This is a genomic window from Halomarina rubra, from assembly GCF_023699475.1.
Taxonomy (GTDB): Archaea; Halobacteriota; Halobacteria; order Halobacteriales; family Haloarculaceae; genus Halomarina; species Halomarina rubra.
This window is the reverse complement of sequence record NZ_JALXFV010000005.1, coordinates 181,246-203,720: the sequence shown is the minus strand read 5'-3', so window position 1 is coordinate 203,720 and position 22,475 is coordinate 181,246. Positions and strand designations below refer to the sequence as shown.

The window sequence follows — 22,475 nt, the reverse complement described above, 5'->3', positions numbered from 1 at the left end:
TGGCATGACAGAGACGCCCTCCGCAGCGCGACCGCACGACACGCGAGGTGACGGCTGAGCGATGGCGACCGGCACGCCCTCGACGACCGACCGTCGGTCGCTGACCGACCGACTGCCGACGAACGCGGCGTTGCTCGCCGTCCTCGCCATCACGGCCGTGGGTCTGCTCGCGCGGGTCGTCGCGCTCGGTACCCGAATCGCCCACCAGGACGAGGCGCGGGTCGCCTACTGGATACTCCGCTACACCGAGTCCGGGGCGTTCGAGTACCGCCCCGTCATCCACGGCCCGTTCCTCCCCATCGTCAACCAGTGGGTGTTCTCCGCGCTCGGCCCCTCGGACTTTACCGGCCGTCTCGTCGTGGCACTCGTCGGCGCGGCGATGCCGCTGGCGGCGCTGCTGTTCCGGACACGCCTCCGCGACTCGGAGGTCGTCGCGCTCGCGGCGCTGTTCGCGTTCAACCCGCTCCTGCTGTACTACTCGCGGTTCATGCGCAGCGACGTGCTCATCGCGGTGTTCATGGTCGTCGCGCTGGGCGGTCTCGTCCGCGCCTACGACACCCGACACCGACGCTGGCTGTTCGTCGCCGTCGTCGCCGCCGCGGTCGCGCTGAGTGCCAAGGAGAACGCGCTGCTGTACCCCGTCTGCTGGCTGGCTGGGGGTCTCCTCCTCCTCGACGCCCGTCTCCTGCGAGGTCACGCCCGGGGCGTTCGCCCCCGCGAGACGCTGGCGGGACTCCTCCACGGGGCGCTCGGCGCACCCAGCTACGAACGGGCGCGTTCTCGCGTCCGCGCTCGCGGCGGGCACTGGCTGCTGACGGCGGTCGCGCTCGTCGTGACGTTCCTCGCGGTCATCGTCTTCTTCTACGCGCCGCGAGGCGGGGGCTACGGTGAACCGTACAGTTCGGTGGAGTACGGGCTGTACGGGTCGCTCGACGCACTCCTCGGGGGCGACCCGGGACCGTTCGCCGCCGTCTTCGAGGAGGCGACGCTCGGCACCTGGGACGCGCTCGTCGACCACTGGGCGAAGAGCCGCGACCACTCGTACCTCGACTACCTCCAGCACTACCTGAACACGATGGTCGCCGGCGCGCTCGCGGTGTCGACGCTCGCGGTCGTCGGGACGCTCGCCGACCGCTACCGCGAGGAGGGTCCGCGCGACCTGGTGATGCTCGGGTTCTTCTGGGGCGTGTTCTCGGTAGCGGGCTACCCTATCGTCACCGACATTCGCGCGCCGTGGGCGGTCGTCCACGCCGTCGTCGCCCTCGCCTTCCCCGCGGCGGTCGGTCTCGCGTTGCTGGCGCGCTGGGGAGTGGAGGCGCTCGACGACGCCGACCGCGAGGGCGTCGCGCTCGCGGCGGTCGTCCTCCTGCTCGTCGCCGGGCAGGTCGGCTACGCCGCCGGCACGCAGGTGTACTTCACCGACCACGACTCGACGGAGAACCAGTTGGTCCAGTACGCCCAGTCGTCGACCCAGGAGCTGAAACCGCTGCTCGACGAGCAGGTCGCCGAGATAACTCGCGAGAACGCGGGGACGGACGTCCTCTACTACGGTCAGGAGTTCTACATCGCCAACGAGTCACTGGCGAACCATCCGGGAAGCACCGGCGGAACCGGCTGGTTCGACCGCCTGCCGATGGCGTGGTACGTCGAACAGCAGGAGTACCGGCAGGGCCGGGGGTCGCCCGGCGTCGCCGTCACCAGCACCATCCGCGCGAACGACGTGAAGCGGACTGACCGCGCCGCGCTCCCGCCGGTCGTCATCGCGCTCGCGAACGGGTCGCGCACCGACGGCGGCAACATCTCGGACATCGACCAGTACCTCACCGACTACGAGGTCCACGAGGTCCAGCGCTACGGCTACGCCAGCGCGTTCGTCGTCTACGTCCGCGAGGACTGGGAGGCCCACGCGGACGTCGAGTCCCACGTCTTCGACGCGCTCGAACCCGGCTCCCAGCCCTCGAACACGTCGGCACCGGGTGCCCCCTCGCTCCAGCCGACGCCCGCCCCGGAGGCGACCGTGCGCGCCGCCGGGGGCTGAGGTGTCCGTCGGCCGGGATTTTCGCGTGGCAGCGACGCAGCGGACGCTCTCCGACGGTCTTATCACGTTCAAGACGTAATCCTCCGGGAAATGACCGGCCCGGCGCTCGACGTCGTCGAACTGCTGTTGACAGCACACGTCTACAGCGAGAACCGCGAACTCGACCCGGGCGACCTTCCGCCGTCGTACCGACGCGCCTTCTGGAGCGCCGAGGCGACCCCCGACGAGTCCTCCTCCCGCCCCGCTCCGGGGGGTATCGAACGCCCTCTCTCCACGAGCGAGACGGCCGTCGCCGAGGCGACCGGCCTCGACCACCCGTGGGAGGCCATCTCGGACCTGATGTTCACCGAGCGCAAGGAGTTCTCCGGTGAGATCAACTTCACCGACGTGGGGATGGCCCGAAAGTGGTTCACCGAACGGGCCGACGCGGCCCGCCTCATGGCGAACCCGACGCTCGCGCTGTCCTTCGAAGGGGAGTTCGAGGACGTCGACTACGAGGTCGCCCGTGCGAACAACCGCCCCGTCCACGCCGACCGCGTCTGGATCGACAGCCTGCTCGACCAGATGTTCGACGAGGACGACGAGGAGATGCTCGACCTCGTGGAGGTCCGCGCACCCGAGGAGGTCGAGATGACCCTCGACGACCTCGTGCTCACGGACGACCAGATGGGCGAGATCGGGAAGATAGTCAAGGCCATCGAGCACCGCGACTACCTCGCCCAGATCGGCCTGCGCGAGATCGGGAAACTGCTGTTCGTCGGCCCACCGGGAACCGGGAAGACGAGCATCGCCCGCGCGCTGGCCCACGAACTCGACCTGCCGTTCGTCGAGGTGAAACTGTCGATGATCACCAGCCAGTACCTCGGGGAGACGGCGAAGAACGTCGACAAGGCGTTCGCGGTCGCGAAACGCCTCTCGCCGTGTATCTTCTTCATGGACGAGTTCGACTTCGTGGCGAAGACGCGCTCGTCGGACGAGCACGCGGCCATCAAGCGTGCGGTCAACACGCTGCTCAAGTCCATCGACGAGATTTCGCTCATCCGCGACGAGGTGTTGCTCATCGGCGCGACCAACCACCCGAACCAACTCGACTCGGCGGCGTGGCGGCGCTTCGACGAGATCGTCAACTTCCCCAAACCGGACGACGGGATGCGCTCGGACATCCTCCGGGTCATCACTCGGCAGATGGACATCGTCGACTTCGACCCCGACGCGCTCGCGGCGGAGACCGAGGGTCTGACCGGCAGCGACCTCCGCCTCGTCCTGCGCGAGGCCGTCCTCGAGGCGCTCACCGAGGAACGCACGACGCTCACCCAGCAGGACCTGCTGGACGCCGTCGAGGACTTCGAGGAGCGGGACAACCTGAAGAACCTCGACATGATGAACGACAGCGACGAACTCATCGCCGGGAACGGGCGTGACGCGGACGACCACGCGGACCACGACCACGACGACCACGCGGACCACGACCACGACGACCACGCGGACCACGACCACGACGACGCCCACGACCACGCCGAACACAGCCACGACTGACCGTGCAGGTCACGCTCCTCGGGACCGGCGACACGACGGGGACGCCGACCGTCGGGTGTGGCTGTGACACCTGCGAGGCGGCCCGCGAGCCGGACGAGGCCATGCGGCGGCGACTGCGCGAGCGGGGTGTCCCCGAGGAGTACGGCGTCGAACGCTCGCGGTTCTCCGTCCACGTGGAGAACGAACGGACCGGCGAGTGCCTCCTGCTCGACTGCTCGCCGGACTTCCGCCACCAGTTCCTCCGCGGTGACGTGGCGCTGCCCGACGAGGCCGTCGTCAGCCACATCCACTTCGACCACCTCGACGGCCTGGGCAACGCCTACCGTCTCCTGGAGTCGCTGCCCGTCTACGCCGCCGACGAGACCGACCCGAAGACCGGCGAGAGCGTCGCCGAGACGGTGTCGAGCAAGTACGACTACCTCGACCGGGTGAGCGTCCACCCCGTCTCGCCGTTCGAACCGTTCGAGACCTGCGGGTTCGAGGTGACGCTCGTGCCCGTCGACCACCCGCCGCTGGTCTGTTACGGTCTGACGGTGCGTGACCCAGAGACGGGCGCGACGCTGGCGCTCTCGGGCGACTCCTCGTACGACGTCCCCGAGGCGTCGCGTGCGGAACTCGCCGACGCGGACCTCCTGTTGGTCGACGGTATCGTCCCCGCGCGCCTGTGTGAGTTCCACCCGCTCGGTGGCCGGCACGAGGACGAGGCGGGGACGCCCCGGACGTTCGGGACGAAACACATGACGTTCGAGGGCGCGCGGGCGCTGGCCGACGACCTCGACGCCGCCGACTACCGCCTGGTGCACGTCTCGCACTTCCCGACGCCCGAGGAGGCGTTCGCCGAGGATGCCGCGCTCGACGGCGAACGGTTCACGCTCTGAGGCGCGCTCCGACCGGGCGTCGTTCGGCCCGGCCGTCTCCTCGCGTCGATTGCCGGTTCTGCCGGCCCGGCGGGCGGGCCGTGGCCGAAACGAACCTTACCCGTGGGCGCGAGGGGTCGGTATGGAGTACGGGTACTACCACCGCCACCTGAACACCGACGCGGTGGGGCGGTACGACGTGACGCCGCTGTTCGCCGACCAGCAGGTGTTCGACAACCTCGTCCGGGACCTCGGGCGCTCGGCTCCGGGCGACTGCACGCACGTCGGGGGCGTCGAGGCGCTCGGCCTCGTGTTGGGGGCGGCGGTCGCCCGTGACCTCGGGTGTGGGTTCGTCCCGGTCAGGAAAGGGGGGAAGTTCCCGCTGCGCGACGAGGACCTCTACCGTCGCCAACTCACCGACTACTCCGGGCAGACGAAGACGCTCGAACTCGCGCGCGGCCTCCTCGACGCCGGCGACAAGGTGTTCCTCGTCGACGACTGGATCGAGACGGGCGCGCAGATGTGGGCGGCGTGTCACCTCGTCGAGGACGCCGGCGCGGCGGTGGCGGGCGTGAGCGTCCTGCGCGCCCACCGCGACGAGCGGACCCGCGACCTGTTCGAGCGCTACGACGTGACCTCCATCGGGTAGTCGCGACCCGCCTCGCTCAGCGGAACCGGTCGAGTCCCGACTGTCGGCGGACGACCCCCGGCGGGCTCCGACGCCACGGCGAGGTCGCCGCACGGAACTCGTCGAGGTCGACGTCCCGGACGCCGTCGGCGCACGTACAGCGGTGGCCGGGGCCGACGACCCGCTCCTCGCTCGTACAGTACGGGACCGGGCCGACGCCCCCGAACTCGCGGACCTCGACGTGTGGACAGTCGAGGACTGGGACTCGCCAGCCCTTCCCGTAGGCGCGCTCGGCGACGCGCCGGCGCAGACGAGCTTTCTCGGCCGCCTCGACGACTTCGACGCGAGTCTCGGTTCGTCCCTCCTCGACCACCTCGACGCCCGGTTCGTCGGGGGTCAGCGGCGTCGCCTCGCGAACCACCTCGTAGCTGCCGTCGTCGGGGTCGACGCGCCAGATACCCACCGCCTCGGGGATGCGGTTGCGGTGTGCGCCGGTGACGTACGACGCCGTCGCGAGGACCACCTCGTCGAGCAGCCCCAGCGAGACGTCCTTGCGTAGTTGCGTCTCGAGGTCGCCGGGTCGCGAGAGGTCGGGTTTGTTCTCGACCCCGACCAGCCGCGAGAACCACTCCTCGGGGTAGCGGGTCGCCTGCCGGACGTACTCGCGCGCCCCCCGACGCTCGCGCTCGAAGAACCCCGCTTCGACCGCCTCCTCGACGACCTCGCGGGCGTACTCGGGGTGGTAGTCGCCGAGCGCGTCGCGCCAGTAGCGCGCCGTCCCGGTCCCGACGTCGGCCTCGATGGCCGCCGCGGGGATGGTCGCGTCGGTGATGGCCGTCCGGTCGTCGAACGCCGGCCCCGGTTCGACGAGGACGGTGTCGACGATGCGTCGGCTCCGCGTGCCGGTTCCGAGCTGTCGGCTCACGAGGTGGCCCTCGCTCTCCAGCCGGGCACAGAGGCGCATCTCGAAGCCGAACTCGCGCACACCGTCGCTTGGCGCGAGGGAGCAAAAAGCGGTGCGGCGCGGTCGTCGGTTCCCGCGCGTCGTCGGTCTCGTCTCCGTCCTCAGCGGTCGTCGAACAGGCGGACGAGCGCCAGCGAGAGCGTCGCCGGGAGCGTGACCAACAGCGCGTACCCGACGACGGCGAGCGCGAGCGGGGGCAGGACCGCGAGCGCGGTCACGACCACCGACGCACAGAGGAGGGCCACGAGCGCCGGCCACACCGGCGCGAGGACGGTCTCGGGCACCACGACCCGTCGTTCGTACGCCGTGCGACCGTCTCCGTTCCCGAGAGCGACGGAGACGTCGAGTGTCCGACCCATGGCTCGTGGTGAGCGACGCGGGACAAAAGCTGTTAGCAGGAGCACAGTTCTGTTGGCGTTCCGACCGAACTGTCGTTCTGTTCGCGTCTGGACCTGTCGGCCCCCGCGCGCTCACTCCTCGGTGACGGGTATCTCCTCGCCCGGTAGCTCCTCGTCGTCGCGGCCGACCACGTCGGCCACGTTCCCGAGGAGCACCGTCGCCAGCGCTCGTAGTGGTGGCATAGCTCGGCCGTCGGAGACCGTCCTGAAAGGCGTTGTGGGCGTGTCTGACGGCCGTTCGACGGTCGTCGCACTCGCTCATCGGTGTGGACCTGTCGCGGTGGTGTCGGGTGTGGTGTCGTCCGCGGTCGCTCCTCCGGACCCGCTGGCTCCACCGTCCGAACGGGACCGGGCTCACGTCACTGTCTCGCTACCGCTCGTTCGTTCCGTGGAACGGGGCGAGACTCCTTTCAGTCGTCTCGCTCGTTCTGGCTCGCTGGCGCTCCCCAGAACTGGGCGGGACCGGAGATCCCGCTTGTTCCACGGGCCCCTGGCGGGGCCCACGCTCATCGCTCGTTACACTCGCTCTTCGCGTGAATCGCGCGAGGCTCACTGCGTTCACCTCACTGATTCTGGGTCGGCCGCTCGCTTCGCTCGCGCCCTCCCCAGAACAGCAACTTTAAATCCGCGACGACTGGATATCACGGTATTACTCTCGACATGACAGGGAACTACCGACAACCGGAGGTGAACATCGGTCTCGTCGGCCACGTCGATCACGGCAAGACGACGCTGGTGCAGGCGTTGAGCGGCGAGTGGACCGACCAGCACTCCGAAGAGATGAAACGCGGAATCTCCATCCGCCTCGGGTACGCGGACGCGACGTTCCGTCGCTGCCCTGGCATGGACGAACCGGAGTGTTACACCGTCGACGAGGAGTGTGAGAACGGCGAGGAGAGCGAACCCGTTCGCACCGTCTCGTTCGTCGACGCCCCCGGTCACGAGACGCTGATGGCGACGATGCTCTCGGGCGCGTCGATGATGGACGGTGCCGTCCTCATCGTCGCGGCCAACGAGCCAGTCCCACAGGCACAGACCGCAGAACACCTGATGGCGCTCGACATCATCGGTATCGAGAACATCGTCATCGCGCAGAACAAGGTCGACCTCGTCGACGCCGAGACGGCCCGCAACAACTACGAACAGATCCAGGAGTTCGTCGAGGGCACCGTCGCCGAGGACGCTCCCGTGGTGCCGATCTCCGCGGGCCAGGAGGTCAACATGGACCTCCTCATGCAGGCAATCGAGGAGGCGATTCCGACGCCCGAGCGCGACCCGGACGCCGACGCGCGGATGCAGGTCGCACGCTCGTTCGACATCAACCGCCCCGGCACGACGTTCGAAGACCTGATGGGCGGCGTCCTCGGCGGCAGTCTCGTCGAGGGTCGCCTCCAGAAGGGCGACGAACTCGAACTCCGCCCCGGCCGCCAGGTCGAGGAGGGTGGCCAGACCGAGTACCAGGAGATTCAGACGACGGTCCGCTCGCTGCAGGCGGGCGGAGAGATCGTCGACGAGGTCGGACCCGGAGGCCTGCTCGGCGTCGGAACGGGGCTCGACCCGTCGCTGACGAAAGGTGACTCGCTCGCCGGTCAGATCGCCGGACCGCCCGGCAGTCTGCCGCCGACGTGGCACTCCTTCACGATGGACGTCGAACTGCTCGACCGACTGGTCGGTGGCGAGGACATCGAGGAGATATCGACGGGCGAACCGCTGATGCTCACCGTCGGCACCTCGACGACGGTCGGTGCAGTGTCCAGCGCCCGGGAGGGCGAGGCCGAGGTCAACCTCAAGCGGCCCGTCTGTGCCGAGGTCGGTGCGAAGATCGCCATCAACCGCCGCGTGGGGACGCGCTGGCGGCTCATCGGCGTCGGGACGCTGACGGAGTAACGTTCGACGAATGCAAGTCGCCATGGACACCAGCGCGCTGATGCTCCCGGTCGAGGGCGACGTCCGCGTCTTCGACGAACTCGACCGGTTGTTGGGTGCCGGGGTGTACGACCTCGTCACGCCGCGCGCGGTGGTCCGTGAGCTCGACAAACTCGCAGCCGGCAACGGGAAGGAGGCGACGGCCGCGTCGGTCGGCCGGGACCTCGCCGAGCGGTGTACCGTCGTCGAGACGGACGCGGACTACGCCGACGACGCGCTGGTCGAACTGGCCGAGCGCGACGCGGTCGACTACGTGGTCACGAACGACGGCCCCCTTCGTGACCGTCTTCCCGGCAAGGCAATCGGTATAAGGGGCCGAAACAAACTCGCAATCCACTAAAGTATGTACAAGAGGGTCAGACTCCGCGACACGGTCGAGGTGCCGCCGCGCTTCCTCGCAGACGTGTCCGATCAGTTGGTGAAGGAACTGTTGCAGGACAAACTCGAAGGCCGGATGGACGAGCAGGTCGGCTCGGTCGTCTCGGTCGTCGACGTCGTCGACATCGGCGACGGCTCGGTGCTGCCCGGCAAGCCGGGCGTCTACTACGAGGCCGAGTTCGACGCTATCACGTTCGACCCCGACATGCAGGAGGTCATCGACGGCGAGGTCGTCGAGGTCGTCAACTTCGGGGCGTTCGTCGGTATCGGCCCCGTCGACGGGCTGCTCCACGTCTCGCAGATCTCCGACGAGTACCTCGCGTTCGACGAGGAGGGCCAGCAGCTCGCCTCCCGGGAGTCCAACCAGACGCTCGGCGTCGGCGACGCCGTCCGCGCCCGCATCGTCACCAAGAGCATCGACGAGCGAAACCCGCGTGACTCGAAGATCGGCCTGACGGCGAAACAACCGGGTCTGGGCAAACACGGCTGGCTCCGCGAGAAGCGCGAGCAGGAAGCCACGGCGGGTGAGTGAGGATGGCGACCCGACTCGTCTGTCGCGAGTGCCACCGCGTCCAGAACGCCGACGAAGAACAGGCGTGTGAGTCGTGCGGTTCGACCTCCCTGACCGAGGACTGGGCGGGCTACGTCGTCATCGCCCACCCCGAGGACTCGGAGATCGCCCGCGAGATGGAGGTCACCGAACCCGGCGCGTACGCGCTGAAGGTCCGGTGAGGATGGCGCGCGCCACTGCTTTCGACGCGGCGCGCCCGCGCGTCGAGGTGACGTGAGATGCTCGACCTGCCCGACGACCTGCGCGCCGAGTTGAAAGAGCCGGTCGGCCCGCTGTACACCGACCCGGCCGAGTTGCTCGCGGACGCCGGGCGACCGCTCGTCGCCGTCGGCGACGTCGTCACCGACCACCTGCTCGACGAGACCACGCCCGACGTGGCGTTCGTCGACGGCCAGACCAAGCGCACCGAACTGCCCGCCGACCGGCGCATCGACACCGACGCCTTCGAGCGCGTCGTCCGCGTCGAGAACCCCGCGGCGACCCTCTCGCGGGGCCTCCTCGTGGCGCTGGCCGACGCGCTCGACAGTGAGGCGACGACGCTCGTCCTCGTCGACGGCGAAGAGGACCTCGCGGCCGTGCCGGCTATCGCCGCCGCGCCCGACGGTGCGAGCGTCGTCTACGGCCAACCCGACGAGGGGATGGTCCACGTCCGCGTCGACGAGGAGACGCGCACCGCGATGCGCGACTTCCTCGCCCGGATGGACGGCGACCGCGAGGGTGCCTACGGCGCACTCGGCGTGACGTAGCGTCGACCCGCCGGAACAGTTAAGTGCCCAGCGTCCGAATTTTTACATAGAGTACGGTAGCGAAACGAAATCGGTAGATTATTCTGTCAGTTGTCGGTACACTCGAGAGCGGGGCTCCCGTCGCCGGTTCGAGTTACCATCCCCTCGGCCGGGACGGGCGTCGCCGTTTCACCATGGACGCACTCACCGACCCCGAGACCCTTCGAAGCCGTGCCGACGTGGCGTTCGTCGAGAAGCCACCCGAAGTCCACCAGGACCACTACGACCTGTACGACCCCATCGCCGGGATGGCCGTCGCGGGTGTCACCGACGACGACGGCCGACTGCTCCTCCTCCAACTCGAAGACGCACCGATTCCGACGATGCCGTACGGTAAGGTCTCTCCCGGCGACGACTGGGTGGAGACGGTCCGCGAGGCCGTCCACGACGCGACCGACGTCGCGGTGACCGTCGACGGCGTCCGCCGCGTCCGGTCGGGTACCTATCGGTCCGAGGACGGCGAGGAGACGACCGGCTACGACGTCGTGTTCGCCGCCTCGCCCGAGAGCGACCGTGACTGCTCGGAGGCGACCGGACTGAGCTGTCAGCGCGAGTGGAGCGCTCGGTGGGCCGACCCCGCCGGACTCGACCTCCCCGACGCCGAGGGCAACGACGTCGTGGCCGATATCCGACTGTTCCGGTAGGCGCGGCCCCGCCAGGCCCACCACTCGACGGGCTTTCCCGACTCGAAATCCTTTTAGCCGCGACGAGAGCATTGTCGTACAACGTAACCATGGAAATCAACGTCATCTCGGAGGAGGGCAACCCGATGTTGCACCGCTCCGACGTGCGGTTCGAGGTCGTCCACGACGAGGCGACCCCCTCGCGCCTCTCGGTGCGCGACTCGCTCGCTGCGAAACTGAACAAGGACGCCGACGAGGTCGTCATCCACGAACTCGACACGAAGTTCGGCATGCGCAAGACCGTCGGCTACGCGAAGGTCTACGAGACGGCCGACGCCGCCCGAGACGTCGAGCAGGAGTACATGCTCGACCGCAACAAGATCGGTGTCGACGAGGAGGCCGACACGGACGCCGAGGCGGAGGAGGCCTGAGATGCCACGCCACGACTACTACGACGAAGACGGCACGACCGAGAAGGAGATGTGCCCGCGCTGTGGCGACACGTTCCTCGCCGAGCACTCCGACCGCGTCCACTGCGGCAAGTGTGGCTACACCGAGTGGCACACGGACGACGAGTAAGGTAGCGTGCGCGTCCTCGGTATCGAAGGAACGGCGTGGGCGGCAAGCGCCGCCATCCACGACACCGAGGCCGACACGACCGACATCTTCACCGACGCCTACGCTCCCGAGAGCGGCGGCATTCACCCTCGCGAGGCCGCCGAACACATGCGTGGGGCGGTTCCCACGCAGGTCGCCACGGCGCTCGACCACGCCCGCGGGACGGTCTCCGACGGCCGACCGGACGACGCCCTCCCGGTCGACGCCGTCGCGTTCTCGCGTGGGCCGGGACTCGGTCCCTGCCTCAGAATCGTCGCCACGGCCGCGCGGACCGTCGCCCAGCGCCTCGACGTCCCGCTCGTCGGTGTCAACCACATGCTCGCGCACCTCGAAATCGGGCGGGCTTCGGCGGGCTTCTCCTCCCCGGTCTGTCTGAACGCCAGCGGCGCGAACGCCCACCTGCTGGGCTACCACGGCGGGCGCTACCGGATGCTCGGCGAGACGATGGACACCGGGGTCGGCAACGCCATCGACAAGTTCACCCGCCACCTCGACTGGTCGCACCCGGGCGGCCCGAAGGTCGAGGCGGCCGCCGAGGACGGCGAGTACGTCGACCTGCCGTACGTCGTCAAGGGGATGGACTTCTCCTTTTCGGGCATCATGTCCGCGGCGAAGCAGGCGGTCGACGACGGCGTCGCGGTCGAGGACGTCTGTTTCTCCCTGCAAGAGCACGTCTTCGGGATGCTCACCGAGGTCGCCGAGCGCGCGCTGTCGCTGACCGGCAGCGACGAACTCGTCCTCGGTGGCGGCGTCGGACAGAACGCCCGTCTGCGGGAGATGCTCGCCGAGATGTGCGACCAGCGCGGTGCGTCGTTCCACGCGCCCGAACCGCGCTTCCTCCGTGACAACGCCGGGATGATAGCGGTGCTCGGCGCGCGGATGGCCGCCGCGGGCGACACCGTCGCGGTCGAGGAGTCGCGAGTCCGCCCGAACTGGCGACCGAACGACGTCCCGGTGACGTGGCGCTCGGGCGAGGACGTCTCGCGGGTCGCGGGGGCCGCCGACGAGACCACCCAGCGCGGTGCGGAGGCGACGGTGACGCTCGGCGAGCGTGTCGTGAAACACCGTGAGCCGAAGTCCTACCGACACCCGGACCTCGACGCGCGACTCCGGCGCGAGCGCACCCGTGCGGAGGCCCGCCTGCTCCACGACGCGCGGAAACTGGGCGTCTCGACGCCCGTCGTCCGCGACGTCGACCCGCGCGAGTCGACCATCGCGATGGAGCGCGTCGGCGCGGTAGACCTCGCGGGTCGACTCGACGAGGCCAGCGTGGCCACCGTCGGTCGCCACCTCGCGACGCTCCACGGGTCGGGGATGGTCCACGGTGACCCGACGACCCGGAACGTCCGGGTGCCGGCGGCCGAGGCCGACGGTGGTGACGGCGACGCGGTCGACGGCACTTCCGCCGACCGAGCGTGGCTCATCGACTTCGGACTGGGCTACCACTCCGACGACGCCGAGGACTACGCGATGGACCTCCACGTGTTCGAGGGCTCCATCGTCGGGACGGCCGACGACCCCGAGCCGTTGCTGGCGGCGTTCGAGTCGGCCTACCGCGAGGTCGGTGCGGAGAGCGTCGTCGCACAACTGCGCGACGTCGAGGGACGCGGCCGATATCAATAACACGCCGTGTGGAGTACGGCCTGCAATGTCCCTCCTCGGGAGCCTCTCTACGGCGCTGTCGGACCTCTCTGCGAACTACGACGACCCACAGTGGCGACGGAACCGGCTGGTCGACCGCGTCAGCGGCCCGCTGTCGAGACAGTACTCCGGGACGGGTGGCATCGACGTGCCGGGGTCGGAGTGGGACAACCTGCTCGTCCTCGACGCCTGTCGAGCGGACGTGTTCGAGGCCGTCGCGGACCTCGACGCGTTCGACGCCTACCGCCGGGTCACCTCGCAGGCGTCGATGACCGCCGAGTGGACGCAGCGAAACTGGACCGACGGCGCGTTCGGCGACACGGTGTACGTCACGGCCAACCCGCTGGTCTCGCGACACGCCCCCGACTCGTTCCACGAACTCCACGACGTCTGGCACGACGGGTTCGACGACGAGTCCGGGACGGTGCTCCCCGAGACGCTCGCCGACGCCGCGCGGGCCGCGTTCCGCGACGACAAGCGACTCGTCGCCCACTTCGTCCAGCCACACGCGCCGTTCTACGCGACGGACCTCGGTCTCGACGAGGTCCGACCCTCCTGGGCGGCCGAGGACGCGACGTACAACGAGTGGGAGGCGGTTCGAAACGGCGACCTCTCGGCGGCCGCGGCGCTCGCGGGCTACGCCGAGACGCTGGAGCGCGGCCTCGAATCGGCGCTCGCCCTCGCGGCAGACCTCCCGGGACGGACGGTCCTCACCAGCGACCACGGCGACCTCTACGGACAGCGCGTCTGGCCGCTCGGCATGCGTCTGTACGGCCACCCGCGCGGCCACCGCCACCCGGACCTCGTGGAGGTGCCGTGGGCGGTGCTCGACGGTGAGCGCCGCGCAGTGACAGACGAGGGGACGACCCGCACGGAGGCCGTCGACGACGACGTGGTGACCGACCGTCTCGAGGCGTTGGGCTACGCCTGAACACGCGCAGTGGACCACCTCGGTCACCGGTCGTGCCGGCCCGCGACTCAGTCGGTGTAGCCCAGCGACTCGCGGCCGTCCTCGCCGCGGTAGTGGTCGTCGGGGACGAACGCCCGGAGCGCACCGACGTTCTCGACGACCGCCGTGGGTTGGACCTCGCTGAGTGCCACGTCCTCGCGTGTGGCGTCGCCCGACAGCACACAGACCGACGGACAGCCGAGGCGGTCGGCCAGTCGGATCTCCGTCTCCAGTCGGTCGCCGACCACCAGCACGTCGCTCGGTTCGAGCCCCCGTTCGTCGAGGACGTGCGTGAGCATCTCGGGGTCGGGCTTGCCGAACACGCGCGCCGGGGGGCGGCCGGTCGCCGTCTCGACGAGCGCGCCGATCGCCCCGCAGTCGGGGACGAACCCCTCCGGGGTGGGACAGACCGCGTCGCCGTGAGCCAGCAGGAACTCTGCACCGTCGCGGACCGCGAGCGTCGCCCGCCGGACCCGCTCGTAGGTGAGGTCGGTGTCGAAGCCGACGACGACGAACTCGGGGTCCTCGGCGGTCGGGTCGACGCCGTGGTCGGCGATGGCCTCGCGCATCGCGTCCGTCCCGACGACGTAGGCTCGTTCGGCGTCGCGCTCGTCGAGGTACGCGATGACGCCGTCCGTCGAGAGCACGACGTCGTCGGTGGTGGCGTCGATGCCCAGTCCGTCGAGTTTCTCGACGTAGTCGTCCTTCCACGCCGAGGAGTTGTTCGAGAGGAACGAGACGGCCACGCCGCGGGCGCGCAGGGTCTCGACGAGGTCCTGCGCGCCGTCGACGAGCGTGTCACCGAGGTAGACGGTGCCGTCGAGGTCGAAGAACACCGCCTCGAACCCCGTCGGGTCCAGCGCTCCGAACGTCCGGTCGGCGACCCGGAGGTCCTCGTGGTCGTCGATCTCGACCCAGTCGGCGCGACCGATGCTCGCGGGTTCGACCGCGAACTCCTCGAGCACCTCGTCGATGGCGACCTCCGTCCACTCGCCGTAGCGGTCGCCCTCGACGGCGGCGCGTGCGCGCTCGAACAGTCGCTCGGAGAACGCCCCGGAGAACCGATAGAGGTCGATGGAGGTGGCGTGGGCGTCGGTCCGGTCGACGTCCTTCGCGATGTGGTCGACCGCCCCGTCGGCGTCGACGGTGACCTTCATCGCCTCCTCGGCGTAGGTCGCCCCGTCGCAGGCGATGGCCGTCCCCCCGCCGGCGGCGAGCAGTCGGTCGACGACGACCGGGTCGAACACGACGTCGCCGTTGCTCAGCAAGAACGGTTCCCCCGCGAGGCGGTCGGCGAGCAACGACAGCGAGTAGAGGTTGTTGGTGTTGGCGTACAGTTCGTTCTCCACGACGTCGACCGTGAGCGACGGGCGCTCGGCGGCGACCGCCTCGCAACACGCACTGGTCTGGTCGGCGAGGTACCCCGAGACGACCGTGACGCGCTCGACACCCGCGTCGGCGTACGCGTGGAGCTGATGGGCCAGTATCGGTCGTCCCGCGACGGGGACACAGCCCTTCGGCACGCGCAACGTGATGGGTCGAAGCCGCGAGCCGATACCCGCGGCGAGGATGACGGCGTGGTTCATTGTGATGTCGTCTCCGAGCGAAGGTGACCGGCCACGTCCTTAGTCGTGTGGCCTGCTAAACACCATCAAACACTGGTCTCCGGCCGTCTATCTCTCGAACTCGTGTCTGTGGCGACACGGTGTCACTCCGGGTTCGGAGACGCTCCGTGACTCACGAACGCTGCGCGCGTTCAGCGCGCCTCGCCACCGAGGACGGCCGGGTCGTCGACGACGAGGCCGTCGTCGCCGGCCGCCCGGAGGTGACGGACCTGCTCGGCCGTCTCGACGGTCCAGACGTTGACCGCTCGCCCCGCCTCGTGTGCGCGGGCGACGAGGTCGTGAGGGTCGAACGGCCCGGAGACGTACGGCTCGTTGAACAGCGGCGTGCCGTAGATCATGTTCCAGGGCGGGTGGACGGCCTCGCAGTCGTAGCGGTCGGCGACGGTGAACCCGTCCTCGATGCCCCGGTAGAACACGTTCGCGACGGCGACGTCGGGGTCGACCGCCCGCGTCGCGGCCAGTGCGCCCTCGAAGAACGAGGAGACGAGCAGGTCGTGGTCGTGGTCGGCGGCGACGTCGAGGACGCGCTCGACGAACGGTCGCCAGCGAGTGCGCTCGGTCCGGGCGGCGTCCCGAGTGAGGAGACCGGTCGGGCCGGGGTCGACGCCGGGGTGTTTGAACTCGACGTTGAGCGCCACGGAGTCGGGGACGGCCTCGAACGCCTCCGCCAGCAACGGGACGGGTTCGCCGCTGTCGAGGACGTCGAGCGACCGGAGCGTCTCGAGTGGCGTCTCCCAGACGGCCTGCCCGGCGAGCGCGTCGGGCGCGTCGGTGACCCGGTCGAGCGTCGCGTCGTGGAAGACGACCGGTTCGCCGGTCGCACACGGCATCACGTCGAGTTCGACGGTCGTGGTGGCGGTCCCGTCGCTCGCGGTTGCGGCCCGTTCGAGGGCTGTGAGGGTGTTTTCCGGGTAGACGTCCGCGAACCCGCGGTGGGCGATGACGTCGGCCCCCTGCGAGCAGACGGTGTCGAGGGTCGAATCGGGTACCGCTGTCGAGCGGCCTCGCTGCATTCGATGTCTCCTTACACTGTCCAAATATTAAGCTTCACCTTCTCGTGTAGGTTCGACTACGTTTCCCAGTGACGGGTTGGGGTGAGCTACTGTGACGAACCGAGTCGTGGTCCGTTCGTTCGGACGACCCCTCACCGGGTCGCGTCGTCGCTCGCCCGGTCGGCCAGGGCGGCCCGGACCACCTCGAAAGCACGTTCGGCGGGCCGGTCGCCGGGGTCGACGAGGAGGGCGTCGCGGAGCGCCCGTCGTCGCTCGGCGGCCGGGTCCCCGGTCAGCGCCTCGCTCAGCGCGCGTCGGAGGCCCTCGTCGTCGCGGACGACCGGTCCCGGGACCATCGTCTCGTAGTCGTAGTAGAACCCCCGTTCGGCCCGGTAGGCGTCGAGGTCCGGGGCGTAGAACACCTGCGGCCGGTCCAGCAGGAGGAAGTCGACGAACACCGAGGAGTAGTCGGTCACCAGCACGTCCGCCTCGCGGAGGAGGGCGGTGAGGTCCGTCGCCTCGTCCAGCGCGCTCACTCGGTCGAGTTCCTCGGGGAGCGTGAGCGTCTCGTAGGGGTGGGGTTTCACGACGAGGTGGGCGTCGTGGCCGTCGAGCAGTCCGTCGAGCGCGGCGACGTCGACCCGGTCGGCGACGTCCGCCCCCACGTCGCGGAACGTCGGGAGGTAGAACACGACCGTCCGGTCGGCGATGCGTGCGGGGAGTTTCGGCGTCGCTTCGTCGCCGCTCGCCGCCCCGGCCCCACCCACGAGCGCGTCGTATCGGGGGTACGGTGCCACCCGAACCCGCCCGTGGGGGACGCCGAGACCGGTCGCCATCTCGTGGACCGCCACGGGGGAGGGAGAGAGGACGAAGTCGAGTCGGCCGGCGAGGAACCGGTGGGCGCGACGGACGGGCCACGGTCGCTCGGCGAGTTCGGCGTCGAACCCGACGGTCTTCAGCGGGAGGCCGTGCCAGCAGTTCGCGACGAACGCGCCGCCGGTCAGCGACAGCGACACGTCACGGACCCCGTGGGTGACGACGACCACGCCGGCCCGAAGCGCGTGCCAGCGTCCCCGAAGCGAGCGGCGGTGGTACGCCTCGAAGCCCCGCGCCCGGACCGCGGCGACCGTCTCGGCGTCCCGCGAGAGCCATATCGCCCGGACGTCCGGGCGCTCGTCGGCGTACTCGAAGAGGTAGCGGGCGTTGTCGACGTACGCCTCGCCGAACCGAGCGCCGAACAGCCACCGGCGCTCGTCGCGACCGACGACGCGCGTCAGAGCGGCGGTCAGCGCGTGGGCGAGACAGGCGAGGAGGAAGGCGGTGTCCGCCCGCCAGCGAGAGCCCCGACCGAACATACCGCCGAGACAGTCGGGTGGTGGTTAAATCGGTCGCCGGCGGCGACGGCGGACGTGGCAAACGGTTTAACGTCGCCCGACGTAGCGCCGTCCATGGCAGACAGGTCACAGACAGGCGAGATCTTCGGCGTGCCGTACAACTTCGAACGTCCCAGCATCGGCCGAATGTTCTCCTCGTACTGGCAACCCGGCGACGGGATGCTCGTCGAGAAGCCGTTCGGTATCGGCTACACCCTCAACCTCGCCAACTGGCGCTCGTGGGTCATCCTCGCCGTCGCCGGCGTCCTGCTCTACACCGAGCGCAGCGACGAGGACGCGATGCCCGAAGACGACCCCGTCGAAGTCATCGTCGACTGACCGGCTTCACCCAACCCACCGACCCGTTCTCGACCGCGTCACACCGCTCCGAACGCCCCGGTATCGACGCCGCTTTTCACCTCCCGCTCCCAGCGACGGTATGCTCCACTACGTGACGACCAACGACGGGAAGGTCCGGGAGGCCCGCGAGTACCTCGACGCCGTCGAGGCGGTCGACTTCGACTACACCGAGGTCCAGGCCGACGACCTCGGCCCCATCGCCGCCCGCGGCGCACGTGAGGCGTACGCCCACGTCGGCGGCCCGGTGCTCGTCGACGACGCCGGCCTGTTCCTGGAGGGGTTCGACGGCTTCCCCGGTCCGTACTCGGCGTACGTCGAGCACACGCTCGGCGTCGAGCGCGTCGGCGAGTTGGCCCGCCAGCAGGCGGCCGAGACCGACGAGACGCCCCGCGCGCAGTTCCGCTGTGTCCTCGCGTACTGCGACGGCGAGGGGTTCGCGGCGACGCCCGACGCCGTCGACTACGGCGACCGTCGGGGCCACGACCTCGCGGCCGACGAGCGCGGGACCGCCAGCACGAGCGACTCCGTCGTCTCCGGCGACCTCCCCGTCAAACTGTTCACGGGGACCGTCCGGGGGCGCATCGTCGAACCGCGCGGCGAGGGCGGGTTCGGCTACGACCCCATCTTCGAACACGACGGGAAGACGCTCGCGGAGATGACCGCCGCCGAGAAGAACGCCATCTCGCACCGTGGCCGCGCGCTGGCGACGTTCGCCGAGTTCTACGCCGAGCGGTGACGCCGTCGGCGTCGTCGCTCACGCCCGCGGGTCGGCGTCCGGGCCGGGGTACGACGCGTCGAACAGCGCGGGGTAGAGCGACTCGGGGTCGAACAGCGAGACGAACGCGTCGGGCGTTTTCACGCTCGTCTCGACGTGGCCCCGGATGGTCGCGCCCGCCTTCGCGCTCCGCAGGCCGTCGTCCAGTGTGAGCACGTGGGCGGCGTCGCCGTGGAGCGCCGAGGCGACCGCTGGGTGGTCGCCCTCGGGGTGCTCGACCGCCACCCGCAGCGTCTCGACGCGGTCGCGCCAGTCCGCCGCGAGCGCGTCGTCGGCGAGTTCCGCGACGACCCACTGGACGTCGTCGAGCAGCGCGTCGCTCGCGACGAGGTCGACCCAGGCGTGCGCTCGAACCAGGTCCAGCGCGTCGCGGGCCGCGCCCCCGACGAGCAGGTCCGCCGCGAGCACGTCCGCGTCGGCGACGACCCGCGTCGCGTGGACGCTCTCGGGCGGGTGGTCTGCCGACGACCCGCCGTTCCCCTCAGTCATCGTCCCGTCGCCCGGCGAGCGTCTCTCGGACGTCGTCCTCGTCGACGTCGTGGTCCGCCGCCCGCTCGAACAGTCGTGCCCACGTCTCCATGGTCGACGTCCGGTCGCCCGCCGAAAAGCGACTTCGGTCGGCGTCCTGCCCGCAGACGAGGCGAGCGGGCACGGGTCAGTCCGCCGTCGTCTCCGTCGTCCGTCCGGTCACCGGCTCGCCGAACCGTCGCCAGAGGTGGTAGAGACCGACGCCGAAGAGGAAGGCGACGCCCACGCCCACGACGGCTCCGACTACACCGACGACGAGTGCGAGCCACGACCGCTCGGCGAGCGCGACCCGCCCCAACTGGAGCGCGACCACGCCGAGCAACACGCCGAGCAGCGCCATCGGGAACCCGGTCAGTAGGCCAGCGACGAGCGCTGCCAGCGCGTACAGCACCCCGAGGACGACGTTCGCCCACCCGGTGCGCGCACCGAAGGCGTACTTCCCCGCGAGACCGCCCGAACCGTGACACATCGGCAGACCACCGAACGGAACCGCGAGGAGACTCATCGCCCCCATGCTCGTCGCCAGGTCGTCGCTCGACACCTCCCGGTCGAACAGGTCCGCACAGAGCAGCGAGGTGGCGACGGCGGCGTTCCCGACGGTCATCGCCAACTGGCCGGCCGCTCCAGAGAGCGTGTCGGGGGTGAGCGTGAGGGCGACCGGTGCGCCGAGTGTCGGCAGCGCGGGCGCGGGGACGCCCGTCGCGAGCGCGGCGAGACCGACCCCGACGGCGAGCACCGCCAGCGCGGCCGCTCGGGGAGCGACGACGGCGACGACGGCGGCGACGGCGAGGCCCGCGAGTGCGAGCCTCGGGTCTCCCACCGCGAGCGACCACCCAGAGTCGAGGAGGACGAGCGCCACCGCCAGTTGGACCCCACGGACCACGGGCCGCCCGACGGAGCGTTCGACCCGCGAGAGCGTCCCGGTCCACCCGGCGAGCAGGAGGACGACGCCCGCCAGCATGCCCGCCGCGAGGAACTCGCCGTAGCTCAGCGCCCCCGCGACGGCGAGGCCCGCGAGCGCCTTCATCGGTTCGACCGACAGCGGGAGGCCGTAGCGGACGCCCCACACCACCTGGAAGACGGCGAACCCGAGCAGGAGCGCCCCGAGGTTCGCCGGGGTGAGCGCCGCGAGCGCGACGACCAACGGGAGCACCGTCACCGAGTCGCCGAGCGCGCCCGTCAGGTCGCCCGGAGGAAACGGTAGGTGGTTGCGCAACCGCGTGCCGGGCGCAGTAGCCATACCGGCGCGACGGCTCCCGAGTGGTTGTATCTTGCCGGAAACCGGAACCGTCGACACGCTCGCCGCAGGTGAACCGAATCCGGTTACTGGACCTCGGTTCAGTAGACGAGTTCGCCCGCGACGAACTTCGCCGCGCGTTCGTCCTCGGGGTCCTCGAACACACGGTCGCGGGGGCCGTGCTCGATGCACTGGCCGTCCAGGAGGACGGCGACGCTGTCGGCGACGCGCCTCGCCTGCTGCATGTCGTGGGTCGCCAGGACGACGGTGATACCCCGTGCACTGGCGCGCTCGATGGCCGCCTCGATGAGCGCGGTGTTCCGGGGGTCGAGGTTCGAGGTCGGTTCGTCGAGCAGGAGGACGGCGGGGTCGGTCGCCAGCGCGCGGGCGAACGCGACGCGCTGGGCCTCCCCCGCCGACAGCGAGCGGGCGGGCCGGTCACCCGCCCACAGCATCCCGACCGCGTCGAGCGCCTCCAGCGCGGCGTCGGGGACCGCCCGGTCACCGAGTACGCTGCCGGCGGGGACGCCGGGAAGCGTCTCCAGCGCCCACCGGACGGAACTGAAGAGGCGTTCGCGGCCCCGCTGCAACCGTGAGCGACGCACCCGGAGGCCGTACGCCGCGTTGAACGCGACGCTCCCGGTGAACAGCGAGCGGTCCTGGAACACCATCCCGAGGCGTCGTCGGAGGGCGATGCGCTCGTCGTCGCTCGTCGTCCACGGGTCCCGACCGTCGATGCGGACGGTGCCCGCGTCGGGGCGGTCGAACAGCGCGAGCGTCCGCAGGAGGGTGGTCTTGCCCGTCCCGGAGGGGCCGATGAGCGCCAGCACCTCGCCGGGGGCCGCCGCGAACGACACGTCCTCGACGACGGCCTCGGAGTAGCCGTAGCTGAGACCGTCGGCTTCGAGGCGTGTCACCGGGCGGTCCCCCGGTCGCGGACGACCGACCCCAGGACGTTGATGGTCAGCGCGAGCACGAGCAACACGACGCCCAGCGCGATGCCGAGTTCGTAGTTGCCCTGCCGGGACTCGGTGGTGATGGCGGTCGTCAGCGTCCGAGTGTAGGAGACGCGCATCCCGCCACCGGTCGCGATGGCGATGTTCCCGCCGACGATGAGCACCGACCCGACCTCGCTCACCGCGCGACCGAACCCCGCGAGGACGGCGGTGACGACGCCGTAGCGTGCCTCGCGGACGACGGCGAGCGAGACGTCCACGCTCGTCCCGCCGGCGGCGAACGCCGCGTCCCGGATGGCGTCGTCGACGCCCTCGATGGCCGACAGCGTGACGCTCGTGATGACTGGCGTCGCGAGGATGACCTGCGAGACGACCATCGCGGTCGGCGTGAACAGCAACTCCACGCCGTCGAAGTCGAACAGGACGCCGCCACCGGGGAGGACGACGCTGAACCCGCCCCCGACCGGTCCCTGCTGGGAGAGCACGAGCAGGACGGCGAGACCGACGACGACGCTGGGAAAGCCCATCCCGGTGTTGACGACGGCGACCGCCCAACGCTTGCCGGGGAACTCGTTGAACCCTAGCACGCCGGCGAGGAAGACGCTGAGGAGGGTGCTGATGCCGACGGCGGTGAGGCTCACCTGCAGCGTCACGAGGACGATGCTGATGAGGTACTGCGTGCCGAACTCCTCGAAGATGCCGGCCTGAATCACGACT

General features: G+C 70.1%; 26 protein-coding genes. 16 read left to right on the top strand and 10 right to left on the bottom strand.

The genetic code is table 11. The features are described from left to right. Positions 1–61: 61 nt before the first annotated feature. The 4 genes from M1L36_RS10840 to M1L36_RS10825 all read left to right on the top strand — a co-directional run bounded on the left by M1L36_RS10840 (position 62) and on the right by M1L36_RS10825 (position 5,080). Positions 62–2,038, top strand: a complete 1,977-nt coding sequence (locus M1L36_RS10840; RefSeq protein WP_250873751.1) for a flippase activity-associated protein Agl23 — start codon at positions 62–64, stop codon at positions 2,036–2,038. Positions 2,039–2,128: 90 nt separating this feature from the next. Beyond that, positions 2,129–3,574, top strand: a complete 1,446-nt coding sequence (locus M1L36_RS10835) for an ATP-binding protein (RefSeq protein ID WP_250873750.1) — start codon at positions 2,129–2,131, stop codon at positions 3,572–3,574. A 2-nt stretch (positions 3,575–3,576) separates the two neighbouring features. Further along, a complete protein-coding gene (locus M1L36_RS10830; RefSeq protein ID WP_250873749.1) occupies positions 3,577–4,452 on the top strand; it encodes an MBL fold metallo-hydrolase in 876 nt (291 codons plus the stop codon). A 121-nt stretch (positions 4,453–4,573) separates the two neighbouring features. Beyond that, entirely contained in the window at positions 4,574–5,080 is a 507-nt protein-coding gene (locus M1L36_RS10825; RefSeq protein WP_250873748.1) for a phosphoribosyltransferase family protein, read from the top strand. A 16-nt stretch (positions 5,081–5,096) separates the two neighbouring features. Here M1L36_RS10825 and M1L36_RS10820 read toward each other — a convergent pair whose 3' ends face one another. Together M1L36_RS10820 and M1L36_RS10815 are read right to left on the bottom strand one after the other, a co-directional pair. Beyond that, positions 5,097–6,044 (bottom strand): DUF5787 family protein, encoded by a 948-nt coding sequence (locus M1L36_RS10820; RefSeq protein WP_250873747.1) that lies wholly within the window; start codon positions 6,042–6,044, stop codon positions 5,097–5,099. Positions 6,045–6,124: 80 nt separating this feature from the next. Further along, positions 6,125–6,382, bottom strand: a complete 258-nt coding sequence (locus tag M1L36_RS10815) for a hypothetical protein (protein ID WP_250873746.1) — start codon at positions 6,380–6,382, stop codon at positions 6,125–6,127. Positions 6,383–7,081: 699 nt separating this feature from the next. Between M1L36_RS10815 and M1L36_RS10810 the strand changes: the two genes are divergently transcribed. The 10 genes from M1L36_RS10810 (at position 7,082) to M1L36_RS10765 (ending at position 13,894) form a co-directional block, all read left to right on the top strand. Next, positions 7,082–8,308: a translation initiation factor IF-2 subunit gamma gene (locus tag M1L36_RS10810; RefSeq protein ID WP_250873745.1), complete on the top strand. Its 1,227-nt coding sequence runs from the start codon at positions 7,082–7,084 to the stop codon at positions 8,306–8,308. Positions 8,309–8,330: 22 nt separating this feature from the next. Next, complete coding sequence (locus M1L36_RS10805; protein ID WP_369694231.1) at positions 8,331–8,687, top strand: type II toxin-antitoxin system VapC family toxin; 357 nt, start codon at positions 8,331–8,333, stop codon at positions 8,685–8,687. A 3-nt stretch (positions 8,688–8,690) separates the two neighbouring features. Next, complete coding sequence (locus M1L36_RS10800; protein WP_250873743.1) at positions 8,691–9,257, top strand: DNA-directed RNA polymerase; 567 nt, start codon at positions 8,691–8,693, stop codon at positions 9,255–9,257. A gap of 2 nt (positions 9,258–9,259) precedes the next feature. Beyond that, a complete protein-coding gene (gene spt4, locus M1L36_RS10795; RefSeq protein ID WP_250873742.1) occupies positions 9,260–9,457 on the top strand; it encodes a transcription elongation factor subunit Spt4 in 198 nt (65 codons plus the stop codon). A 57-nt stretch (positions 9,458–9,514) separates the two neighbouring features. Continuing rightward, positions 9,515–10,042 carry a GTP-dependent dephospho-CoA kinase family protein gene (locus M1L36_RS10790; protein WP_250873741.1) on the top strand — a complete coding sequence of 176 codons (528 nt, stop codon included), beginning with the start codon at positions 9,515–9,517 and terminating at the stop codon, positions 10,040–10,042. 173 nt (positions 10,043–10,215) lie between these two features. Further along, positions 10,216–10,725: a hypothetical protein gene (locus M1L36_RS10785; RefSeq protein WP_250873740.1), complete on the top strand. Its 510-nt coding sequence runs from the start codon at positions 10,216–10,218 to the stop codon at positions 10,723–10,725. 89 nt (positions 10,726–10,814) lie between these two features. Continuing rightward, entirely contained in the window at positions 10,815–11,135 is a 321-nt protein-coding gene (locus tag M1L36_RS10780) for a 30S ribosomal protein S24e (protein ID WP_250873739.1), read from the top strand. A gap of 1 nt (position 11,136) precedes the next feature. Then, entirely contained in the window at positions 11,137–11,283 is a 147-nt protein-coding gene (locus M1L36_RS10775) for a 30S ribosomal protein S27ae (RefSeq protein ID WP_250873738.1), read from the top strand. Between the two features lie 6 nt (positions 11,284–11,289). Next, complete coding sequence (locus M1L36_RS10770; RefSeq protein ID WP_250873737.1) at positions 11,290–12,945, top strand: bifunctional N(6)-L-threonylcarbamoyladenine synthase/serine/threonine protein kinase; 1,656 nt, start codon at positions 11,290–11,292, stop codon at positions 12,943–12,945. Between the two features lie 25 nt (positions 12,946–12,970). Further along, a complete protein-coding gene (locus M1L36_RS10765; protein ID WP_250873736.1) occupies positions 12,971–13,894 on the top strand; it encodes a hypothetical protein in 924 nt (307 codons plus the stop codon). A 47-nt stretch (positions 13,895–13,941) separates the two neighbouring features. Here the strand turns inward: M1L36_RS10765 and M1L36_RS10760 are convergent, their stop codons facing one another. From M1L36_RS10760 to M1L36_RS10745, 3 genes are all read right to left on the bottom strand, one after another. After that, positions 13,942–15,498, bottom strand: a complete 1,557-nt coding sequence (locus tag M1L36_RS10760) for an HAD-IIA family hydrolase (protein ID WP_305794463.1) — start codon at positions 15,496–15,498, stop codon at positions 13,942–13,944. A gap of 170 nt (positions 15,499–15,668) precedes the next feature. After that, positions 15,669–16,550, bottom strand: coding sequence for a glycerophosphodiester phosphodiesterase (locus tag M1L36_RS10750; protein WP_250873735.1), 882 nt, complete (start codon positions 16,548–16,550; stop codon positions 15,669–15,671). A gap of 131 nt (positions 16,551–16,681) precedes the next feature. Next, positions 16,682–17,884, bottom strand: coding sequence for a CDP-glycerol glycerophosphotransferase family protein (locus M1L36_RS10745; protein WP_250873734.1), 1,203 nt, complete (start codon positions 17,882–17,884; stop codon positions 16,682–16,684). A gap of 93 nt (positions 17,885–17,977) precedes the next feature. Between M1L36_RS10745 and M1L36_RS10740 the strand changes: the two genes are divergently transcribed. Further along, positions 17,978–18,241 (top strand): DUF5808 domain-containing protein, encoded by a 264-nt coding sequence (locus tag M1L36_RS10740; RefSeq protein WP_250873733.1) that lies wholly within the window; start codon positions 17,978–17,980, stop codon positions 18,239–18,241. Between the two features lie 100 nt (positions 18,242–18,341). Next, on the top strand, positions 18,342–18,998 hold the full coding sequence (locus M1L36_RS10735; RefSeq protein ID WP_250873732.1) for a non-canonical purine NTP pyrophosphatase: 657 nt from the start codon (positions 18,342–18,344) through the stop codon (positions 18,996–18,998). 18 nt (positions 18,999–19,016) lie between these two features. Here M1L36_RS10735 and M1L36_RS10730 read toward each other — a convergent pair whose 3' ends face one another. The 5 genes from M1L36_RS10730 to M1L36_RS10710 all read right to left on the bottom strand — a co-directional run bounded on the left by M1L36_RS10730 (position 19,017) and on the right by M1L36_RS10710 (position 22,468). Further along, the gene (locus tag M1L36_RS10730; RefSeq protein ID WP_250873731.1) at positions 19,017–19,526 is read right to left on the bottom strand and encodes a DUF7384 family protein; all 510 of its coding nucleotides are present in this window, start codon (positions 19,524–19,526) and stop codon (positions 19,017–19,019) included. Beyond that, complete coding sequence (locus M1L36_RS10725; RefSeq protein ID WP_250873730.1) at positions 19,519–19,689, bottom strand: hypothetical protein; 171 nt, start codon at positions 19,687–19,689, stop codon at positions 19,519–19,521. The genes M1L36_RS10730 and M1L36_RS10725 overlap by 8 nt, the downstream gene beginning before the upstream one ends. A 3-nt stretch (positions 19,690–19,692) precedes the next feature. Next, positions 19,693–20,805, bottom strand: a complete 1,113-nt coding sequence (locus M1L36_RS10720; RefSeq protein ID WP_250873729.1) for a putative sulfate/molybdate transporter — start codon at positions 20,803–20,805, stop codon at positions 19,693–19,695. 98 nt (positions 20,806–20,903) lie between these two features. Then, positions 20,904–21,719: an ABC transporter ATP-binding protein gene (locus M1L36_RS10715; RefSeq protein ID WP_250873728.1), complete on the bottom strand. Its 816-nt coding sequence runs from the start codon at positions 21,717–21,719 to the stop codon at positions 20,904–20,906. After that, on the bottom strand, positions 21,716–22,468 hold the full coding sequence (locus M1L36_RS10710) for an ABC transporter permease (RefSeq protein WP_369694230.1): 753 nt from the start codon (positions 22,466–22,468) through the stop codon (positions 21,716–21,718). Before M1L36_RS10710 ends, M1L36_RS10715 begins: the two co-directional genes overlap by 4 nt. Positions 22,469–22,475: the final 7 nt, after the last annotated feature.